Source organism: Rothia sp. CCM 9419 (genome assembly GCF_048512815.1).
Lineage (GTDB): Bacteria > Actinomycetota > Actinomycetes > Actinomycetales > Micrococcaceae > Rothia.
Genome location: NZ_JBLXXY010000004.1, coordinates 123,273 through 141,084 on the forward strand (window position 1 = coordinate 123,273; position 17,812 = coordinate 141,084).

Here is a 17,812-nt window from a genome sequence, read left to right on the forward strand (position 1 = left end):
CGATGAGCCAAACGTATATAAGAGTTCGCCTCATTGTGAGGATCTCGGGCAAACCTCAGATATCCATGTATGTTCTTTTTTAGGATGCGTTTATGCGGTACATCTTCGATTCATAAGGACGTAATGTTTGACGCATATCGTCCTCATAGTTTGAAAGTACTAATTCGCCTTGATCTAGTAGCTCATATTCACGAGTGAGCTGTTGATCGGTGAAATTCGAGATAACAAGTAGCTTAGAACCATCTTGTGCATGACGCTCATAGGCATAAACCTGAGCATCCTCAACATCAAGAGGAATAAAATCTGCATACACAAGAAGGTCTTTGAGCTCACCACGACGTAGCTGAATGAGCTTTTGATAGTGATAGAACAGAGAATCACTATCAGCAAGAGCTTCTTCTGCGTTAATGTTCTGGTAATTAGGGTTAAGTTTAATCCACGGTTCTACGGCGCTAAAGCCTGCGTTATCGCTTGCATCCCATTGCACGGGGGTTCTCGCGTTATCTCGTCCTTTAGCGTAGATGAGTTCCATACACGCGTCGTGACTAAGGTTGCCACGTTCTACGACCATATCTTCGTAGAGATTCAACGAATCGAGATCTCGATAGTCGTTAATCTCTTCAAATTGGACGTTTGTCATACCGAACTCTTCCCCCTGATAGATATAGGGGGTGCCCTGCATACCGTGAAGAGTTGTCGCTAACATTTTGCCTGAGAGCACACGCCACTGTGGTGAATCATCACCGAAGCGAGAAATCAGTCGAGGCTGGTCATGGTTATTCCAGTACAATGATCCCCAAGCTCGTCCTTGTAATGTGGTCTGCCACGTATTAAGAACTTCTTTAAGGTCAACGAGATCGTAGGGTTTGATAGACCACTTGCCCATACCGGTGGCGGGGTCTGTATCTACACCCATATGCTCAAAATGGAAAATCATGTTGAGCTCTTCAGTATCAAATCCCGCAAATTGTACGGCGTCTTCTGCTGAGGTTTGAGACATCTCTCCGACGGTCATTACATCATAATTCGCTGCGGTTTTGAGATTAAGTTCGTGCATCCACTGGTGCACTTTGGTACCGTTTTTGACCACGAACGGGATAGATGAACCATGCTTATCGAAGTCAATATTGGGGTCATCTGGTAGTCCCTCTGGTTTAGAGATGATGTTGATAGCGTCGAGGCGGAAACCGTCGAGTCCTTTATCGAGCCACCAGTTAATCATGGTGTAGATTTCTTCACGAACCTTTTCATTCTCCCAGTTCAAGTCGGGCTGTTTCTTGGAGAAGATGTGTAGATACCATTGATCGGTGTGTTCATCGTATTCCCAAGCGCGCCCCCCAAATTCTGAGCCCCAGTTGTTTGGAGGTAGTGGGTTGCCGTCTTCGTCAACACCTGAAGAGTCACGCCAATAGTAGTAATCACGGTAGGGGTTCTCTCGGCTAGAGCGAGATTGCTTAAACCACTCGTGTTCATCGGAGGTGTGGTTGACGACAATATCTAAGAGAATCTTAATACCGAGGCTATGGGCGGTCTCAACGAGAGTATCAAAATCTTCCATCGTGCCAAACTCATCCATAATGCCCTGATAATCGGAGATGTCATACCCCATGTCATCGTTGGGGGAAGAAAACATCGGGCAAAGCCAGATGACGTTAATTCCTAGTTGTGCAAGGTATGGAAGGCGTTGTGTGATACCGGGAAGATCGCCGATACCGTCATGATTAGAGTCTTGGAAAGAACGTGGCCAAATCTGGTATACGACAGCTTCTTTCCACCAAGTACGTGCTGCTGAACTCATGGAGAACTCCTTAAGAATAAGTGGGTGATGGTTGGGGGACTGTGGAACATGTTGAATGTTAGAGAGCTATCTCTACGAGAACTCCAGAATGATCAGAGATAGCTTCTGGAGTGTTATCGGCAAAGACTACTCGGTGGCGTAATACTGGAGCGTTCAATCCCTTGGTCAGGATGAAATCAATACGTTTAGCCTCCGTCGAATTTTCCCATCCTGCAATATTTTTATGAACGGTGTATTCTCCGTCAACGTGTTTTGCCTGAGTGTAAGTATCGGCCCACCCTGCCTCGAGCATTTGTGCGTATCCTTCTGAGGGGATACCTGCATCATTATTAAAATCTCCGGCGAGGATGATGGGGCTATGATGGGCTAAGGCTTGAAGTTGTTGGTTAAGTGCATCAAAATCGTGGCGGAAGAGCTGTTTTCCTTCTCTTTCCCACCAATTCATGTGTGTACTAGCGAACCAGAAGTCTTGTTGATTGATATTGATACATGCTGCTAGAGCGCAACGACGGTACACATTTTTATAGTCGTATTGCGGGTCACTCATGTGCACGGTGTGCAGTGTATTGAAGGGGTGTTTACTCAGGAGCGCTACACCTTCGTCGTAGATTCCCCATCCTTCGTGGGACTCTGCCCAGCTCCAGTAATAGGTTCTTCCGTCTTCTTGGAGGAATTGTGCCAGCAAGAGTGCAAAATTATCAAAGGTGATAGGGCGTTCTGTGAGTGGGCGATATAAATGGTCTGTCTCAACAAAAGGTGCTTTGATGAGCTGGTTGACCTCTTGTAACGCGATAATGTCGATATCTTCTGACAAGATGAAGTCTGCGAGGACTCGTATCTTGTGGAGTTGATGAAGTTCTAGCCAGCTATGTGTATTAAGCGTCAAAATCTTCAAGAGCTAAAACCTTTGGTGTGTTTGGGTACGGTCTTATGAAAAATCCTAAAAGTACTTTTGACGAAAAGCGATAGTTTTTATAACTCAGCGAGAGGAACTTTTTCCATCTCATGGAATTTCTTTCCAGTTTCTGAAAAACGTACCAGAAGTGCTTCTTCTCTCAAAGAAGTATGTTTTTAGCGTACTAATACACATATAGTGTGGTGTAAAACAAACACATCCATTACATATACATTCAATTACGGTGAAAGGGATTCTCTAATGATGGAGAAAATCCAGAGGTTCGGCTCGGCAATGCTTGCCCCCGTCCTCCTCTTTGCTTTTGCTGGTCTTGTCGTTGGCATCGCAATTATCTGCAAGAATGAGCAACTTCTTGGCTCAATCGCTGCTGAAGGCACTGGCTGGTATAACTTCTGGTCTGTATGGGAGTCTGGCGCATGGACCGTCTTCAACCAGATGGAACTACTCTTCGTCTTGGGTCTGCCCATCGCATTAGCAAAGACCGCTAATGCTCGTGCAGTACTTGAAGCTGCGATGGTATACCTGACCTTCAATTACTTCATCGCAACAATTCTTTCTATTTGGGGCCCTGCGTTCAACGTTGATTATGATGTTGATCTTTCCCAAGGTGCAGCTGGCACTGGATTGAAGATGATTGCCGGTATTAAGACTCTCGATACTGGTATCTTCGGCGCTATTATCATTTCTGCTATTGTCGTGTGGCTTCACAACCGTTATTTCGACACTAAGCTCCCCGACTTCCTCGGTATTTTCCAAGGAACACAATGGGTATATGCTCTTGGCTTCTTCTTGATGATGCCGGTAGCCTTAGTGTTCTGCCTTGTCTGGCCTTCCGTTCAGCATGCAATTGGTTCTATGCAAGGGTTCTTCCTGAGCACCGGCGTCTTTGGTGTTTGGCTATACACCTTCCTTGAGCGTATCTTGATTCCTACGGGCTTGCACCACTTCATTTATACCCCCTTTATTTTTGGCCCAGCAGTGGTTCCTGACGGAATTATCAAGCACTGGGTAGCCCACCTTAACGAGTACTCCCAGTCTTCTGCACCGTTGAATGAACTTTTCCCCGGTGGCGGATTTGCACTTCACGGTAACTCGAAAGTCTTTGCTCCTATCGGTATTGCTGCCGCATTCTACGTCACAGCACGTAAAGAGAAGAGAAAAGAACTCATGACGCTATTGGTTCCTGTCTGCCTCACCGCGATGCTTATCGGCATTACAGAGCCTCTAGAATTTACCTTCTTGTTCCTTGCTCCTCCTCTGTTCTTGGTACACGCAATTCTTGCGGCGACCATGTCTGCAACCATGTACTTCTTCGGACTATCCGGCAACATGGGCGGCGGCTTAATCGACTTTGTCTTCCAGAACTGGGTTCCCTTGTGGGCAAATCACTGGCCAACCTATGTTGCTCAAATCGTGATTGGTCTGTGCTTCACCGCGTTGTACTTCTTCATCTTCCGTTTCTTGATTATCAAGTTCAATTTCAAGACTCCTGGCCGTGAAGAAGACGGAAAAGAAGCTAAGTTGTACTCTAAAGCTGAGTACCGCCAAGCGAAGAAAGAAGGAACTCTTAAAGCTTCTGCTGAAGAATCAACGGTAGCTGTTACTACTGATTCTTATACTCAACGTGCAACAGACTTCTTAGCACTCTTAGGCGGGGCTTCAAACATCACTTCCGTCAACAACTGTGCTACGCGTCTGCGCGTTTCGGTAGAGAACCCAGAACTTGTAGGTTCTGAAGCAGATTTCAAATCTGCTGGTGCCCTTGGCCTTGTCAATAAGGGTAAAGCCTTACAGGTTATTGTTGGGATGGATGTCCCACAGGTTCGAGACCGTTTCGAAACCATGGTGAACGAACCATCATAAAGAGAACACGTCATATGACATTCTCTTGAGATGAGGAAGGCTCCTGAACCGAATACACATGTATTATCTAGAGATAGGTACATCATCTTTCGGCTCAGGAGCCTTCGTGGATCTTCAGACAATAGTTAACGCGCATCAGCATCACCTCAGCAATACTGAACGTGAAATTCTTGCCTTCATGTTAACGCATGAAGAATTTGTTGCAGAGTCGACTATTAACTCTTTAGCGCATCGTACGTATACGTCTACTTCGAGTATTATTCGGCTGACCAAAAAACTGAACTTCTCAGGTTTTACAGAGCTAAAGTATTTCATCAAAAACTCGTTGAATACGGCCTCTGAACGTCCTGTAGACTTTGTGAGCTCCGGCGTTGAAGACATTATGAAGACTCTTGAAACACTTCAAAACACCGATTTAGAAGATATTTTGAGCCATATTCATCGTGCCCGTACCGTGTATTGTTTTGGTACCGGATACGCTCAACGAAACGCTATTCAAGAGTTTTCTAAATCTTTATTAGTATGCGGAAAATTTGCGCATGTTATTCCTGCTAAAAATGAATTTGCTGGAAGTATTTCGAGTATGACCACCGACGACCTCGTCATTGTGGTATCGCTCTCTGGTAATACGGAATCTGTACAAGAAACAATCAATGCTCTTTCCTCACGCAAGATTCCGATGCTTGCAATTACAGCTCAAAGTCTGAACTACATTTCATCTCATGCAACCTATTCTTTGCGCTATGAAGCAACTCCCACTCATATTGGTGACCATAGCAAACACCCCTATCATTCTTTTGTTGCGTTGAGCGTTCTACTAGACTATATCGTTCGGCAATACATGAATTTCTTAGACACAGAGGATCAATAGTGAATAGTATTCTGTACCGGCTTAACGACCCCGACTCCACCAAAAAATACTTATTTTGGTATTGGATTATTTCTCCACTGTGCTATTTTCTATACACTTTTTTACTCAGCTCCCAAACTCAATTACCGTTAGAAGAAGTTCTTAACGCGCCGTTGATTGCGGTAACTTTTCTTATCGCCTGTATGACTATCCTCTTAGCAGGCCTCCTTAACCTCATCAAAGATGAGGGGGACTATGTTGAACGTAACTTTGGTATTTTTGCAATGGTTCAGCAACTTCTCGTAGGAAACCTCTTGGGTGTTTTCTTAGCATTTTTCTTCACTCGTTCTCGTTGGGGTGCTCTTCCTGCAGCATGTTCTACACCTCAACGATGGATTCTTTGGGCAGGCATGGCATTGATTTCTGTTTTGACAGTTTTGGTGATGATTTCTTATTGGAACTTGTCGATGGCTTAACTCCTGAGGGCCTTGACCCGTATGATGGATAACTAGAGTAAAACCGCACCCTAAACAGTATCGAAAGAGCTTTCATTCGTGAACGAACAATCAGCTACCCCTCAACCGGCTCAATCTTGGGAATCTGCCGGTAGTAGCGCCTTAGGAACCTCTGCACCCTCAGTGAGTGAACAACTTGAGAACGTCGTAGAGATTCTCGACTATGAAAAAGGGTTAGAAACGTGGAACCGCCAAATGGACCTTTATACCGGTCCAGATGCACTCCTTGACTTTAATCAGATTGATTATGTCCATATCGACATTACTGATGCTAACCCCTCAGGCTTAGCTCAGCTGATGATGGGGCGTAAAACACGACTTTCTACGATTATTCGTGATAAAAACAAACGTGAATCTGCCATGCGTGCAGCTCAAGCTTTACGTAGTAAAATCTTTGAGCTTGAAAACCAGCACGGGCTTTCTGCTGGTTATTTTGCTGCAGGTACTGCTTCCTGGCTTTCTCGAGATGTTCACCATGCTCAAGGTGCACCAGAAAAACGTTTTATTGCGCCAGTTCTTTTGACTCCTATTGTCATCACACCTCACCCAACCAGTGAAGATTTTGAAATCCGTCTATCGGGATCAGCGAAATTAAACCCTGCTATGGTGCGTCAAATCCATAAAGAATACGGTATTGACCTTGGTTCCATGGATGTTGCGCAATTAGCAAACTCTATGTCAAAACTTGACCCGGAACCTGTGATTGACCGTATGCGCACCAGCACCGGCCACGTTCCTGGAATGTTGATTGAGTCAAAATATCTTATTTCTACATTTGCTGACATCAAGGAAAATGCGGCAGAACTTCCGGAAGACTCTTTCACACCTCTTGTTCGTAAACTGGCAAAACTTGCGTTAGAGCCTGAAGACACTACACGCCCAGAAGTCTTTGTTAACAATTCTGCAGCTCCCCTTGATCAGAGAGCGCCCCATAGCGAGATGTTAGCTTTTGACGCTGATTCCTCGGCCCAAGAAATTATTGACTTGGCGCGCTCTGGACATTCTCTGGTTGTTACAGCACCATCTGGTACCGAGCCGCTACAGATGGCAACCAATATTGCTACAACTCTTATCCACGACGGTAAATCTGTTCTAGTTGTGGGGGAGCGTAGTTCAACCGTCGAAAACTTTGCGTCACTTCTGAAAAATATTGGCCTTGACCAATTCACTTTTGATCTTTTGAAGGAACATTCTTCAGAAGAGTTGCGAGAACTTCTGGTACAAGCCATTATTCGCAATGAGAACGCAGCTTGCCCGAATATGAGCGATGTGTACGAGCGACTCGTCTCCTCTCGCAATAAACTTATTTCTCACACAAATTCCCTCAAATTTACGGAATCACGTTGGGGTTGTTCAGTGTACGATGCGTTGCAGACCCTTGCCGCTTTAATGACGCAAAATCCTGCACCTACTACGACGGTTCGCTTCAACCGTCACGTCATGGACGCGCTCTCTCATCGCGCAAAAATTACGGAGAAAATAGAACGTTTTGCGCAACTACGCGCGTTCCGTCCTTCTACTTTGCTGTCTTCTTGGCATCGGGCAAAACTCTATGATCAAGAAGAATGTAAAGCTGCGCACCGTCTCGTAAAATCTTTGATAGATTCTCTGCAATCAATGCACGCGAAGATGAGCCAGCTAAGCGAACAAACCGGTTTGCGCATGGGAGAAAGCTACCATGAATGGGACGCTCAACTTCAACTCCTAGAACGCATTCGTCAGACTCTTACAAAGTTTCGTGTAGATGTTTATGACCGCCCAGTGACTGACCTTATTGCTGCTACCGCAAGCAGCGCATGGCGTCGTGAACACGGTATAGAAATGAGCAGTATTCAACGCTCTCGTCTTCGCAAAGCGGCGAAAGAATATATTGTTCCTGGCGTGCATATTAACGACCTACACGAGAATCTTCTCATCGTTCAACAAGAACGAGAAGAATGGATTGCACGTGCTGTTTCTCCTCGTGAACCACAGGTTCCTGCGAACCTAACACGTTTACAAGAACAACTTGCGGAGTTAGCAGATGAGTTCTCGGGTCTTGCCATCGTTCTAGAAGACCACCCCGACGGAAATGACTTTTTAAACACTGAATATAGTGTTCTTCTTGAACGTCTGACCATGCTAGACGCCGACGAAGAGCTACTATATACCTTGCCTGAACGCGAAGAAATTCGCCGTGAACTCTACGAACTGGGCCTAGAAGAATTTCTTGCAGACCTCCTCAAACGCCAAGTTCCAGCAGAACATGTTAGTGCAGAACTTGAACTTGCTTGGTGGCAGAGCGCTCTTGAAAAAATGTTGGATAGCGATGAGATTGAAATTCTTGATGGCGATAGCTTGAGAATTCTTGAAGAAGAGTTCCGTACCGCTGATCAAGCTCATATTGCGGCAACTCCGGCGCGACTAGGTTCTTCTATCCGAGATATTTGGAATAATCGTATTGTTGCAGATCCTGATGCTGCAGCGTATCTGAAGAGCCAGCTTCGTGGACATCACTTTGATTTTGATGCGGTTCTCAAACATTCCAGTACGCTCGTTCATGCCCTGTACCCATTATGGACGTCGAGCCCGTTTGCACTGACTCGCAGACTGGCTAATACGGTGCGTTTTGATGCGGTGATTCTTCTTGACGCAGAATCGACCCCATTAGCAGCAAACCTTCCGGCTATCATTAGGACCGAACAGGTTATTGCTATTGGGGACCCCCACAGCGGTTTCCCTGCACCGTTCATGGTTTCTGCTGTGGCAAAGAATGCTCCCTTGGAGAAGAACCCAAAAATTGAGAGTACTTATAGTGCGCTTTCGAAGATTCTCCCTGCACGGACTTTAGCTCTTCTTTCTGAGCGGACTGTTGATCCGGCAGTATTCAGCTACTTGAATGATAATTTTTATTCTGGTGCTTTGAATTTTTACCCTTGGGGTGAAGAAATATCTGAGGACATTCCTGCCTTCATCGCTGAGTATATTGACGCCACTGGAAAGATTAGTGATAACTCAAATCTTGATTCTCCTGCTGTTGAGGTTGATAGCGTCGCTAAACGTGTCCTTGAACATGCGTATAAGAACCCTAATCAGTCTTTGGCAGTGGTGACAGCGAGTACTCGTCATGCGCGTCGTATTGCCGAAGCTGTGCGTTCTTTGCTCGTTCAATATCCGCAGATGCTACCTTTCTTCAACAACGCCCAGCACGGTGAACCATTCCGTGTTGTAGATTTGTCGAGAGCTTCAGGACTTGAACGTGACGTTGTTATTTTCTCTCTCGGTACGGGCAAAGGTCATAACGGGGTTGTGAACCATAAACTTGGTCAGCTTTCTGAACCTCATGGTCGTGAATATTTTGTACTAGGGATGACTCGTGCACGTCACCTGACCCGTTTAATGTCCTGCGTTTCTATCGAAGATCTCGATCCGGCATTGCTTGAGTATGGGGCTTTAGATCTCTATAAGATGTTGCGGGAGCACGAAAACTGGCAGAAGATTCGTCACGAAGAGCAGACTGCAACTATTACCGATAGAATCCCTCAGAATGAGTTTCTCCGTAACGCCGATATTGAGGCAATTGATATGGGGGACTGGTTACTGAATGATATGGTACGTCGTTTAGGAAACCGTGGTGTACATTTGCGTGAGCATGGAACGCAAGGTATTTCGTTGGTTGCTTATTCTGAGCATGAGTCGTTGATGGCAGGTTCTACACCTAGCCCTCGCCGCCGTAAGAGCGGAAACTCTCAAGAGGCTGTTGCGTTGAATTTTCCTCTTGCTGCTTGTTCTGATGGTTCTGACGAGTTTGCTAGCATGAGCGTTCGAGAACGAACTCGTCTTCTGCCAGATCGTTTAGCTCGTACTGGATGGAACTATATGACGTTGTGGACTATAGAAGTTTTCTCGGACCCTCATGCGGTGGCTGAACGGATGTGCCGGTATCTTGGTGTAGAGGACGAATAATATTTTTATGGCGGAGCAGTATTCTTCAACTCCTAAAAAACGGCGTGGGTATCGTCGGGTGGTCTCTGGTGACCCTTCGTACGGTGAAGAGCCCACAATATTAGGTGTTCTGAAATCGGCTGAGGAAACCCAGGATGTTTCTTCTGAAGAAGATTATCGTGCCCAGTGGTTGAAAGAACAACGTCCTCCTCACCACGATTTTAGGTCGTCTATCTAAGATGTGGGGAGGGACAACGCTCACATCACGTTGTCCCTCCCCACATCTTATATTTTTAGGAACTGCTCTTATCGTTAGTATAAAAACCTGAGCCTTTGAAGACTACTCCTACTGTTCCATATTTTTTCCGTAGCTGTTCAGCCTTGCATTGAGGGCAGGTCGTGAGTGGTTTGTCTGTAAACGATTGGTGTTCTTCAAAAAGGTATTCGCAGTTTTTACACTGGTATTGATAAACCGGCATGGGGTTCTCCTCAAAATAGTCTATGTGTCGTGGAATATTCTACTGCACGGATAATTTGTGAAGACCATTTTCGGTGAGGGCATGGAACAACTTTGCGTCCCATGGCTCTGCTGGGACAGAGGGGAGTATCTCCCAAGAATAGGTTGTTCCGTAGTTCTTTTCTGGTGTGGGGTCCTGTTCTAGGAGCCTGTCATAGTATCCTCCACCTTGTCCGAGGCGACGCCCGTCTGCTCCTATAGCTAGCGCAGGTATAAGTCGTAGCTGTGCATCATAGAAAGCCTGTGATGTTTGATATGGAGGAGATGGCTCTGATATTCCTAAAGCATTGGTGCGTAGGGTGCTTTGAGGTGTCCACGGAGCCCATAGGAGAGCTTTCTGTGGTGTTGTTATCGGGACAATAATAGTGTGCCCGCGGTTATTTAGGGTTTTTAAACCTTGAATGATAGGTGGTTCTGTGGGCAAAGGTAAAAAAGCTGCAATGATTGAGTTTTGTGGTAAGGCCAAACTTTCAACGAGTTTGTTGAGATGATGATCTAATTTTTTTTGAGCTTCGTGACGTGTCGAAAAATTTCGGCGTTGTTCCCTGAGTTTTGAGCGTAGTTCTGCTTTGTGTGCAGCTAAGTGGTGTTGTTGAAAAGGCATATTCATAATGTGAAGAAAGAACAAATGATAGAAAATATCTATCCCATCATAAAGATATTCTTGTCCTCATTGTTAGGTTCATGTGATGAAATAATTTTAACGTTTTGTCGCCATTTTTTCTCTCGTCATTTTCTGCAAGAGACGACGGTCTTAGAGTATTGTTGTATTTATGACTGACCCGAAAAAAACTATCACAAAGGCAGTAATACCTGCAGCCGGTCTAGGCACTCGCTTCCTTCCCGCAACTAAAGCAACTCCTAAGGAGATGCTTCCTGTAGTAGATCGCCCTGCAATTCAATATGTTGTTGAAGAAGCTGTTAAAGCTGGGCTTAACGATGTTTTGATGATTACAGGACGTAACAAGCGAGCGTTAGAGGACCATTTTGACCGTGTTCCGACCCTTGAAATTCAGCTCGCTGAGCAAGGCAAGGATAGCTTGCTGAAAACTGTTCTTGATTCTAATGACCTTGGAGAATTACACTATGTTCGCCAAGGCGATCCGAAAGGCCTAGGGCATGCAGTGTTGCGTGCTAAAGTCCACGTCGGAGACGAACCTTTTGCAGTTCTTCTGGGTGATGACCTCATCGACGAAAAAGAAGATTTACTATCTGAAATGGTTCGAGTGCAGCAGAAGACTGGGGGATCTGTTGTTGCACTAATGGAAGTTCCACGTGAACAGATTTCTGCATATGGTGCTGCCGCTATTGAGCAGGTAGAAGGCGAAGATTTCTTCAAGGTTTCTGAACTTGTTGAGAAACCTTCTGCCGAAGACGCACCCTCAAACTATGCTGTCATTGGTCGGTATGTTCTAAGCCCTAAGGTGTTTGAAGTTCTTGAGAATACTGCACCTGGTCGTGGCAACGAAATTCAGCTTACCGATGCTTTGCAGACTCTCGCTGCAGATGAATCTGAAGGCGTCTACGGTGTTGTCTTCAAAGGACGTCGTTTCGATACTGGCGATAAGCTCAGCTATCTTAAAGCGAATGTTATTCTTGCTTCCGAACGTGAAGACCTCGGTGCAAATCTTCTCGGCTGGCTCAAAGACTTCGTCAAAAATAAATAAAAATACATTTTAGTGCTGTTGGGGAACGTGTATTACACGTTCCCCAGCGGTTATATAACGTATTCTTAGTATCTACGTAAAAAGTTTTAGAACCATTTATCTCGTCGGTGTAACACGTGATAGCTGGTCTGTTGAGGTGGACTATGGAGCTTAGTGGTTTGGGCGCAACCAGCGCCTTAGTCATTCTTGCAGTACTGCTTATTTTTGCGGTGCCTCGTATGCTGAACAGAAAAGCTCTGACAACGATGATTTCTGCAGAACGCTATGCTCACGATGTATGCCTTGATGCAACCTCACAGCCGTCTCCAACATTAACTTCTGCACCTCGGATCCCAACTGAAAGTGCATCAACCTACACTTTGCGTTATGGGCGCATTATCATTTTTGTGATGGCTGTAGCTTTCTTCCTCTTTTCTCTAGGAGAAGCCCTTCTCGCCCTCCTGGGAAGTGGATCGTGGCTCATCGGAGGAATCTCCTTCTTCTGTTCTTTGAGCTGTATCTCAACGTTGAGATTCTTCGCCATACGAGACGCTCAAAAACGTAGAAAACAACGTGCACAATCTTCGGCAGTTAGCTCTCCTGTTATTTTGGAGAAGAGAAAACCTGCTGTTTCTCCTGCGGCAAAGCGCAGTTCTTCTACACCGGCAGCAACAGCTGCTTCACCGTCACCACGACGGGTAAAGCCTGTCTCTCGTCAAGGCCAAAAACCTAGCGTGTACGCTGCGAAATCTTTACGTTATCTACGCACTCAAGACACCTCGAAACGTCCTCAGCTTGAGGGCACTGCACGCGGTATTTTGGTTGATAAAGAAAAACTAGACCCACCTTTTGAACCAGCGGTTTCTTCGTGGGAGCCAACACCAACACCCATTCCTACGTACTTGCAAGTTCCTGTTGTCCAACGGGAACAGCCACAACCGTTCAAGAAACCTTCATATCCTAAAAGCCAGACACAGTCCTTGGCACGAGCTCAGCAACTGCGCGGAGCTACAGAGACCTTAGACGAGATTCTTAAACGGCGTAGAGCCTAATATTTTGAACCAACACCCGCTATGATTTTGATAGTGGGTGTTGTCCGTTATAGACAAGAAAATAACGGTGCTATTCCTTACTTTTAACTTCCCCTGACTCAGGAGTCTATGATCCGATGGCAACTCATCATTTAGAAGTAGAACGTAAATATGAGCTGGCTGACCCCCAAGCAGATATTGCTCCTATCGATTGGAATGTTCTGGAAAATTTTGAGGTTTCTGAAAGTATCACCGAGCACCTCGAAGCAACATATTTTGACACTCAAGACGCTGACTTAGGTCGTAATATGGTCGCTTTACGTCGCCGTCTTGGCGGATACGACCAGGGATGGCATATTAAATTTGACGACCGTGCTGGAGCCCGCCACGAAATCGGGTTCTCACTACTGGCAGACCACCAGCGTATGCCTGCCGCTGTCAACAAGTTTGTGCGTGCCGTGACATTGGGTGATGACTTATACGAGACAGTCTCTCTTGCGACAGAACGTGAACGTACAGTATTGGTGGACGCTGAGGGAACTAAAGTTGCCGAAATCTGCAAAGACAAAGTCCGTGCACTAGATTTTTCGACGGATATTGAACGTTCTTGGACAGAATGGGAAGTTGAACTACTTGATTCGGGGCTTGTCAGTCCCGCAGATATTTTTACTGCTTGTGAAGTTATCTTCACCAATCTAGGTATCACTCTTTCAAAATCTACTGCAAAGATTGCTCGTGCACTGGGTAAAGATGAATGTTTTGAAGCGAGACGTCAAGGTCTAGAAGGTTGTGCCTCTACAAAGAACACGACAGCCTCTTCTGCAGCGAAGAAGAAGTCTAAGAAGAAAACGTCTCGGCCGAAGAGTTCTCAGAAATTTTTACGTCAGATTCTTCACTCTTTAACCTCAGACTTGATGATTTGGGAAATGAAACTGCGTTCTGATGCACCTGATGCGGTGCACGGTATGAGAAAGAGCGCTCGCCAAGTTGAGGCGATTTTGCGCTATGCAGTGTTGCCCTATATCAGTGATGATACGTCTTGCCAAAAAGTTCAAGACGATATTCGTTATCTGAAGCATCTGATGGGAGGTCTTGCCTCTGCGCGGGATATTGAGATTTTGACAACCTTTATGTGGTCTGTTGACACTCGCCCGGGGCTTATTAGTGAGACCGCACGTCGGGAGCTTGACGAATACCTGAGCTCCGATAGCGAGGTTGCGTCAAAGGCTTTAATTCGTGTTCTTGACTCTCCAGAGTATCTTCAGCTGAGAAAAGATTTAGTGTACTTAATGAATAATCTCAAAGCTCTTGTGCAGCTTCCTGAAGATTCTGACGAATATACTCGTAAAGTTGCTCAGCACTTGCGGAAAGCTCTTCGTGCATATGTCGGTAAAGAGTATCGTCATATCTGGAAGCCTTCAGTAGATGAGGTGGTTTCTGCTGAGCAGAGCGATACGTTACTTTTCAAGATTCGACGTGCTGGTCAAGGAGCAAAGTACTGTTTGGATGCTTTTGAATCTGCTGGGATGCCACTCAATACTTCTGAGCAGAAATTATGGCGCATGTGTGATGGCTTCTATGATTCTTTGTCGATTCTTTCTGATGAAAAAGTCATTGCAACGTGGCTAGAGGTTGCTTTGCGTCGTGCGACTCGTCGTCAGAATGATCGTCTTGCTATCGGGTATTTATTAGGTGGCTGTGATGCTCGTATTGTTCAGCTTCGTGCAAAGGAACTTTCTCGTATTCCTGAGTTGATGTTGGAGCTGAAGAAACTGAAATTTAAGAAGAAGTCCTGATTTTTCTTCCTCCTATCGGGAGGGGGGAGGTTCTTCACCCTGTGAGCCGTTGAAAAACTACCTGATGCGTATATTTTCTGGTGTTGTTTTCAACGGCTCATTTTGCATGTTAAGACAGTTAAAAAAGAAGTGCCTAGTCAAGTATTTCTACTTGACTAGGCACTTGCATCACACACAGGAAGAAAAGTCTTCGAAACCATATTGTTGATTGCTTCCCACAAGCTCTCAACTATTTGGTAATAAAAATATAACCTAATTGAATAGTGCTTGGCTAGTCTTTTGAAGAAAAAATTTATATTACCTAAAAAAGAACAAAGGCTACCCTAAGTTTTACGGGTAAAAATGCGCTCAAAGGGCAAGAAACTAGTGAGCTACTGAGAAAATCCTCATAGTCATATGATGTTCGAACGCGGTACCCTCAAAACCGGATAAACTAATAGCCGTGATTGAATGGATACAAAGCCTACAATGGCACTGGGCGCTCCTCTTCTTCTGGATTGTGGGGATTATTCGAACGAGCCTAGTTTTCATGCTTGGCTGGATTGCCTCCGCCGGTAGTGCTAAATTGGCACGTATCCGGCACCTGATGCAAACCCCAATGTACCTTCGTGCGCAACACTTCATCAACCGTTGGGGAGTACTTGCCGTTCCCTTATGCTTCTTAACTCTTGGCTTTCAAACTGCCGTCATTCTCACCACGGGCTTTACTCGCATGAGCTTGAAACGATGGATTCCTGCCATGCTCGTAGGAACTTTAATGTGGGCTTGTATCTATTCCACCGTTGGTATGGCTGTCATCTGGGCTTGGATTCAACAACCAACTGTTCTTATCACAGCAATCATTCTTTTGATAGCTCTCTCACTGTTCATCTATCTTGGTAAGCGTACTCTTCATAACCGCTCAAGACATGCTAATTTGTAAGCTATGACAGCCCACACTAGCGAGAACCACACAAAAACTGGTTCATACGCTCATGAACAGCAACTCGAACTGCTCGCTCACCTCAAAGACCAAGAACACCCTCTAGAGCTCAAAGACGAAGGGCAAGAGCTTCGTGTCGGGTACGTACCAGGAATTATGCCTGGCAAGTGGTTTTCTCGATGGCAAGAACGATACGGAAAACTCTGCCCTCTCAAAGAACTTGCGCTAAAGGAAGACGCTACACGGGAAAGCCTAGAAGGTGAGCCTCCATTGGCTCATATGGTGTTGACGCGCGTAGCAGCTCACCAAAACCCCTTCGAAAAAGACCAATTCCATGCCATCACACTCTACTGCGAAAAAAACGTGGTAGTTCTTCCCACTGACCATGTTTTGACCCTGCTGGAAGAAATCCCCATTGCAGAACTTGCAGAAGAAACTCTCCTACAACAGGCACACACCGTCCCTGAATGGGAAGAAATCTCTGAACCTTATCGGCAGCAGACAGAACAAAAACTACCATTGATGAGAAACACCGCCGATGCGATTGAACTCGTTGCAGCAGGGCTTGGACTTCTCATCGTCCCCATGAGTATTGCGCGTCTGCACCATCGTAAAGACCTCACCTACCGTGTGATTCCAGATATCAAAGAAACACCTGTACAACTAGTCTGGAAACGCTACAACCGCGAAGACCACGAAGAACAAATTATCCAAGACTTTGTGGGAATTACACGAGGACGAAAAGAAAACTCTGCTCGCAGTAGCCAAAGCGTGGCTGCTCAAGCAGAACAAAAACGACGTGAAAAAGCCCGTGAAAAACACAAAAAACGTGTAGCAAATGCTAAAAGAGAACAACAAGACCGTAAAAAACGACGCCAACGACGCAGATCATAACCAACCTGATACGTCGTGAGAATATGAAAATCACTCGTTGTTTCGCGGCACTGATTAGAAGATGGGGTTGAACAGAAAACTTTCTGCTTAACCCCATCATGATTCTTGTGACAACCTAAAACAAAGAACGACACTACTCTTGAGGAGATACCTCGCCCACTGCTGAATCCTGTGCAGGGGAGGTGCTATGTACCACTGAATGCTGAGGCAGAGGAATCTGCGCACCATACTCGTCAAGAGCCTTCTTCAACTCAAGACGCAAAATACGTCCAACACGCCACTGCTCACCCGGAGCTGTCTTCATCGAAAAACGCAAGGTCAAAGCTTCACCGCTGAGAGATTCCACACCCAAAAATTGAAGACTGCCAAGAACACTCTCCGATACCTCGTCCGAAGATAATGCCGTTTGCACCCGAGACACTAGGAACGTACTGAGTTCCTCAACATCAGCAGTATAAGGAACGGGGACATCAATATTTGTCTGAGCCCACCCCTGAGAAGAATTCCCGACGCGAAGAATCTCACCATTACGAACATGCCATAGCACTCCGCTGGTATCACGAACTGACGTAACTCGTAAACCTACAGACTCCACGGTGCCAGAGGCCTCACCTAAATCAACCCAATCACCAATCCCGAGCTGATCTTCAGCGACGATAAAAATACCTGACAAATAATCCTTCACCAAAGACTGTGCCCCAAAGGATAATGCCACACCGACCACACCGGCAGAGGCAAGCACCGGCGCAATATTAAAACCTAGTTCAGCAATAATCATCACGAGCGCAACAGCACAAATCACAATAGAAGACACCGAACGTAGTACCGAACCAACTGTTTGAGCACGCTGGCGTTGACGTGAACGAGCAATAGAATCGTCCTCTTCCCAACGTAATGTGGGAAGAGCGACCTTTGCACTCTTCTCATGCTCAGTGCGGATAACCCGTACTCGTGTACCTCGGGCAAGAGAACGAGTCAGCTGACGAATCAACAACTCCAAAACACTACGGACTACAACTGCAAAAAGAATAATCAACAAAATCCGTAAAGGATGACTCAACCAAAACTCTACAGAACCGATAGAATCCCACCACACTAAAGAAAACAGCCATATAAACATCACTGCACCACTCCTCTCGT

The 17,812-nt window shown here is 45.7% G+C and carries 15 protein-coding genes; 10 read left to right on the forward strand and 5 right to left on the reverse strand.

Going from position 1 to position 17,812, the window contains the following annotated elements; genetic code table 11:
* Positions 1–79: 79 nt before the first annotated feature.
* Both ACN08W_RS05230 and ACN08W_RS05235 read right to left on the reverse strand, forming a co-directional pair.
* A complete protein-coding gene (locus tag ACN08W_RS05230) occupies positions 80–1,798 on the reverse strand; it encodes an alpha-glucosidase (RefSeq protein ID WP_419108955.1) in 1,719 nt (572 codons plus the stop codon).
* Positions 1,799–1,856: 58 nt separating this feature from the next.
* Positions 1,857–2,693 (reverse strand): endonuclease/exonuclease/phosphatase family protein, encoded by an 837-nt coding sequence (locus ACN08W_RS05235; protein WP_419108956.1) that lies wholly within the window; start codon positions 2,691–2,693, stop codon positions 1,857–1,859.
* A gap of 261 nt (positions 2,694–2,954) precedes the next feature.
* On the opposite strand from ACN08W_RS05235, the gene ACN08W_RS05240 reads away from it, so the two are divergent.
* The 5 genes from ACN08W_RS05240 (at position 2,955) to ACN08W_RS05260 (ending at position 10,104) form a co-directional block, all read left to right on the forward strand.
* Positions 2,955–4,577 carry an alpha-glucoside-specific PTS transporter subunit IIBC gene (locus tag ACN08W_RS05240; RefSeq protein ID WP_419100810.1) on the forward strand — a complete coding sequence of 541 codons (1,623 nt, stop codon included), beginning with the start codon at positions 2,955–2,957 and terminating at the stop codon, positions 4,575–4,577.
* Between the two features lie 106 nt (positions 4,578–4,683).
* Positions 4,684–5,448, forward strand: coding sequence for a MurR/RpiR family transcriptional regulator (locus ACN08W_RS05245; RefSeq protein ID WP_419102885.1), 765 nt, complete (start codon positions 4,684–4,686; stop codon positions 5,446–5,448).
* Positions 5,448–5,903 (forward strand): hypothetical protein, encoded by a 456-nt coding sequence (locus tag ACN08W_RS05250; RefSeq protein ID WP_419102884.1) that lies wholly within the window; start codon positions 5,448–5,450, stop codon positions 5,901–5,903. The genes ACN08W_RS05245 and ACN08W_RS05250 overlap by 1 nt, the downstream gene beginning before the upstream one ends.
* Positions 5,904–5,981: 78 nt before the next feature.
* Entirely contained in the window at positions 5,982–9,887 is a 3,906-nt protein-coding gene (locus ACN08W_RS05255) for a DNA helicase (RefSeq protein WP_419108957.1), read from the forward strand.
* A gap of 7 nt (positions 9,888–9,894) precedes the next feature.
* On the forward strand, positions 9,895–10,104 hold the full coding sequence (locus ACN08W_RS05260; RefSeq protein ID WP_419108958.1) for a hypothetical protein: 210 nt from the start codon (positions 9,895–9,897) through the stop codon (positions 10,102–10,104).
* Between the two features lie 55 nt (positions 10,105–10,159).
* Here the strand turns inward: ACN08W_RS05260 and ACN08W_RS05265 are convergent, their stop codons facing one another.
* Both ACN08W_RS05265 and ACN08W_RS05270 read right to left on the reverse strand, forming a co-directional pair.
* On the reverse strand, positions 10,160–10,345 hold the full coding sequence (locus ACN08W_RS05265; RefSeq protein ID WP_419102881.1) for an FmdB family zinc ribbon protein: 186 nt from the start codon (positions 10,343–10,345) through the stop codon (positions 10,160–10,162).
* A gap of 39 nt (positions 10,346–10,384) precedes the next feature.
* Complete coding sequence (locus tag ACN08W_RS05270) at positions 10,385–10,987, reverse strand: 5-formyltetrahydrofolate cyclo-ligase (RefSeq protein ID WP_419102880.1); 603 nt, start codon at positions 10,985–10,987, stop codon at positions 10,385–10,387.
* A 169-nt stretch (positions 10,988–11,156) separates the two neighbouring features.
* On the opposite strand from ACN08W_RS05270, the gene galU reads away from it, so the two are divergent.
* The 5 genes from galU (at position 11,157) to ACN08W_RS05295 (ending at position 16,672) form a co-directional block, all read left to right on the forward strand.
* Positions 11,157–12,050 carry a UTP--glucose-1-phosphate uridylyltransferase GalU gene (galU, locus tag ACN08W_RS05275; protein WP_419108959.1) on the forward strand — a complete coding sequence of 298 codons (894 nt, stop codon included), beginning with the start codon at positions 11,157–11,159 and terminating at the stop codon, positions 12,048–12,050.
* Between the two features lie 143 nt (positions 12,051–12,193).
* Positions 12,194–13,081: a hypothetical protein gene (locus tag ACN08W_RS05280; protein WP_419108960.1), complete on the forward strand. Its 888-nt coding sequence runs from the start codon at positions 12,194–12,196 to the stop codon at positions 13,079–13,081.
* 116 nt (positions 13,082–13,197) lie between these two features.
* Complete coding sequence (locus ACN08W_RS05285) at positions 13,198–14,856, forward strand: CYTH domain-containing protein (RefSeq protein ID WP_419108961.1); 1,659 nt, start codon at positions 13,198–13,200, stop codon at positions 14,854–14,856.
* Between the two features lie 442 nt (positions 14,857–15,298).
* A complete protein-coding gene (locus ACN08W_RS05290; protein ID WP_419107034.1) occupies positions 15,299–15,778 on the forward strand; it encodes a DedA family protein in 480 nt (159 codons plus the stop codon).
* Between the two features lie 3 nt (positions 15,779–15,781).
* Positions 15,782–16,672 carry a LysR family transcriptional regulator substrate-binding protein gene (locus ACN08W_RS05295; protein ID WP_419108962.1) on the forward strand — a complete coding sequence of 297 codons (891 nt, stop codon included), beginning with the start codon at positions 15,782–15,784 and terminating at the stop codon, positions 16,670–16,672.
* A 133-nt stretch (positions 16,673–16,805) separates the two neighbouring features.
* On the opposite strand, the gene ACN08W_RS05300 is transcribed toward ACN08W_RS05295, so the two are convergent.
* Positions 16,806–17,792 (reverse strand): mechanosensitive ion channel family protein, encoded by a 987-nt coding sequence (locus ACN08W_RS05300; protein ID WP_419102874.1) that lies wholly within the window; start codon positions 17,790–17,792, stop codon positions 16,806–16,808.
* Between the last annotated feature and the right edge of the window lie 20 nt (positions 17,793–17,812).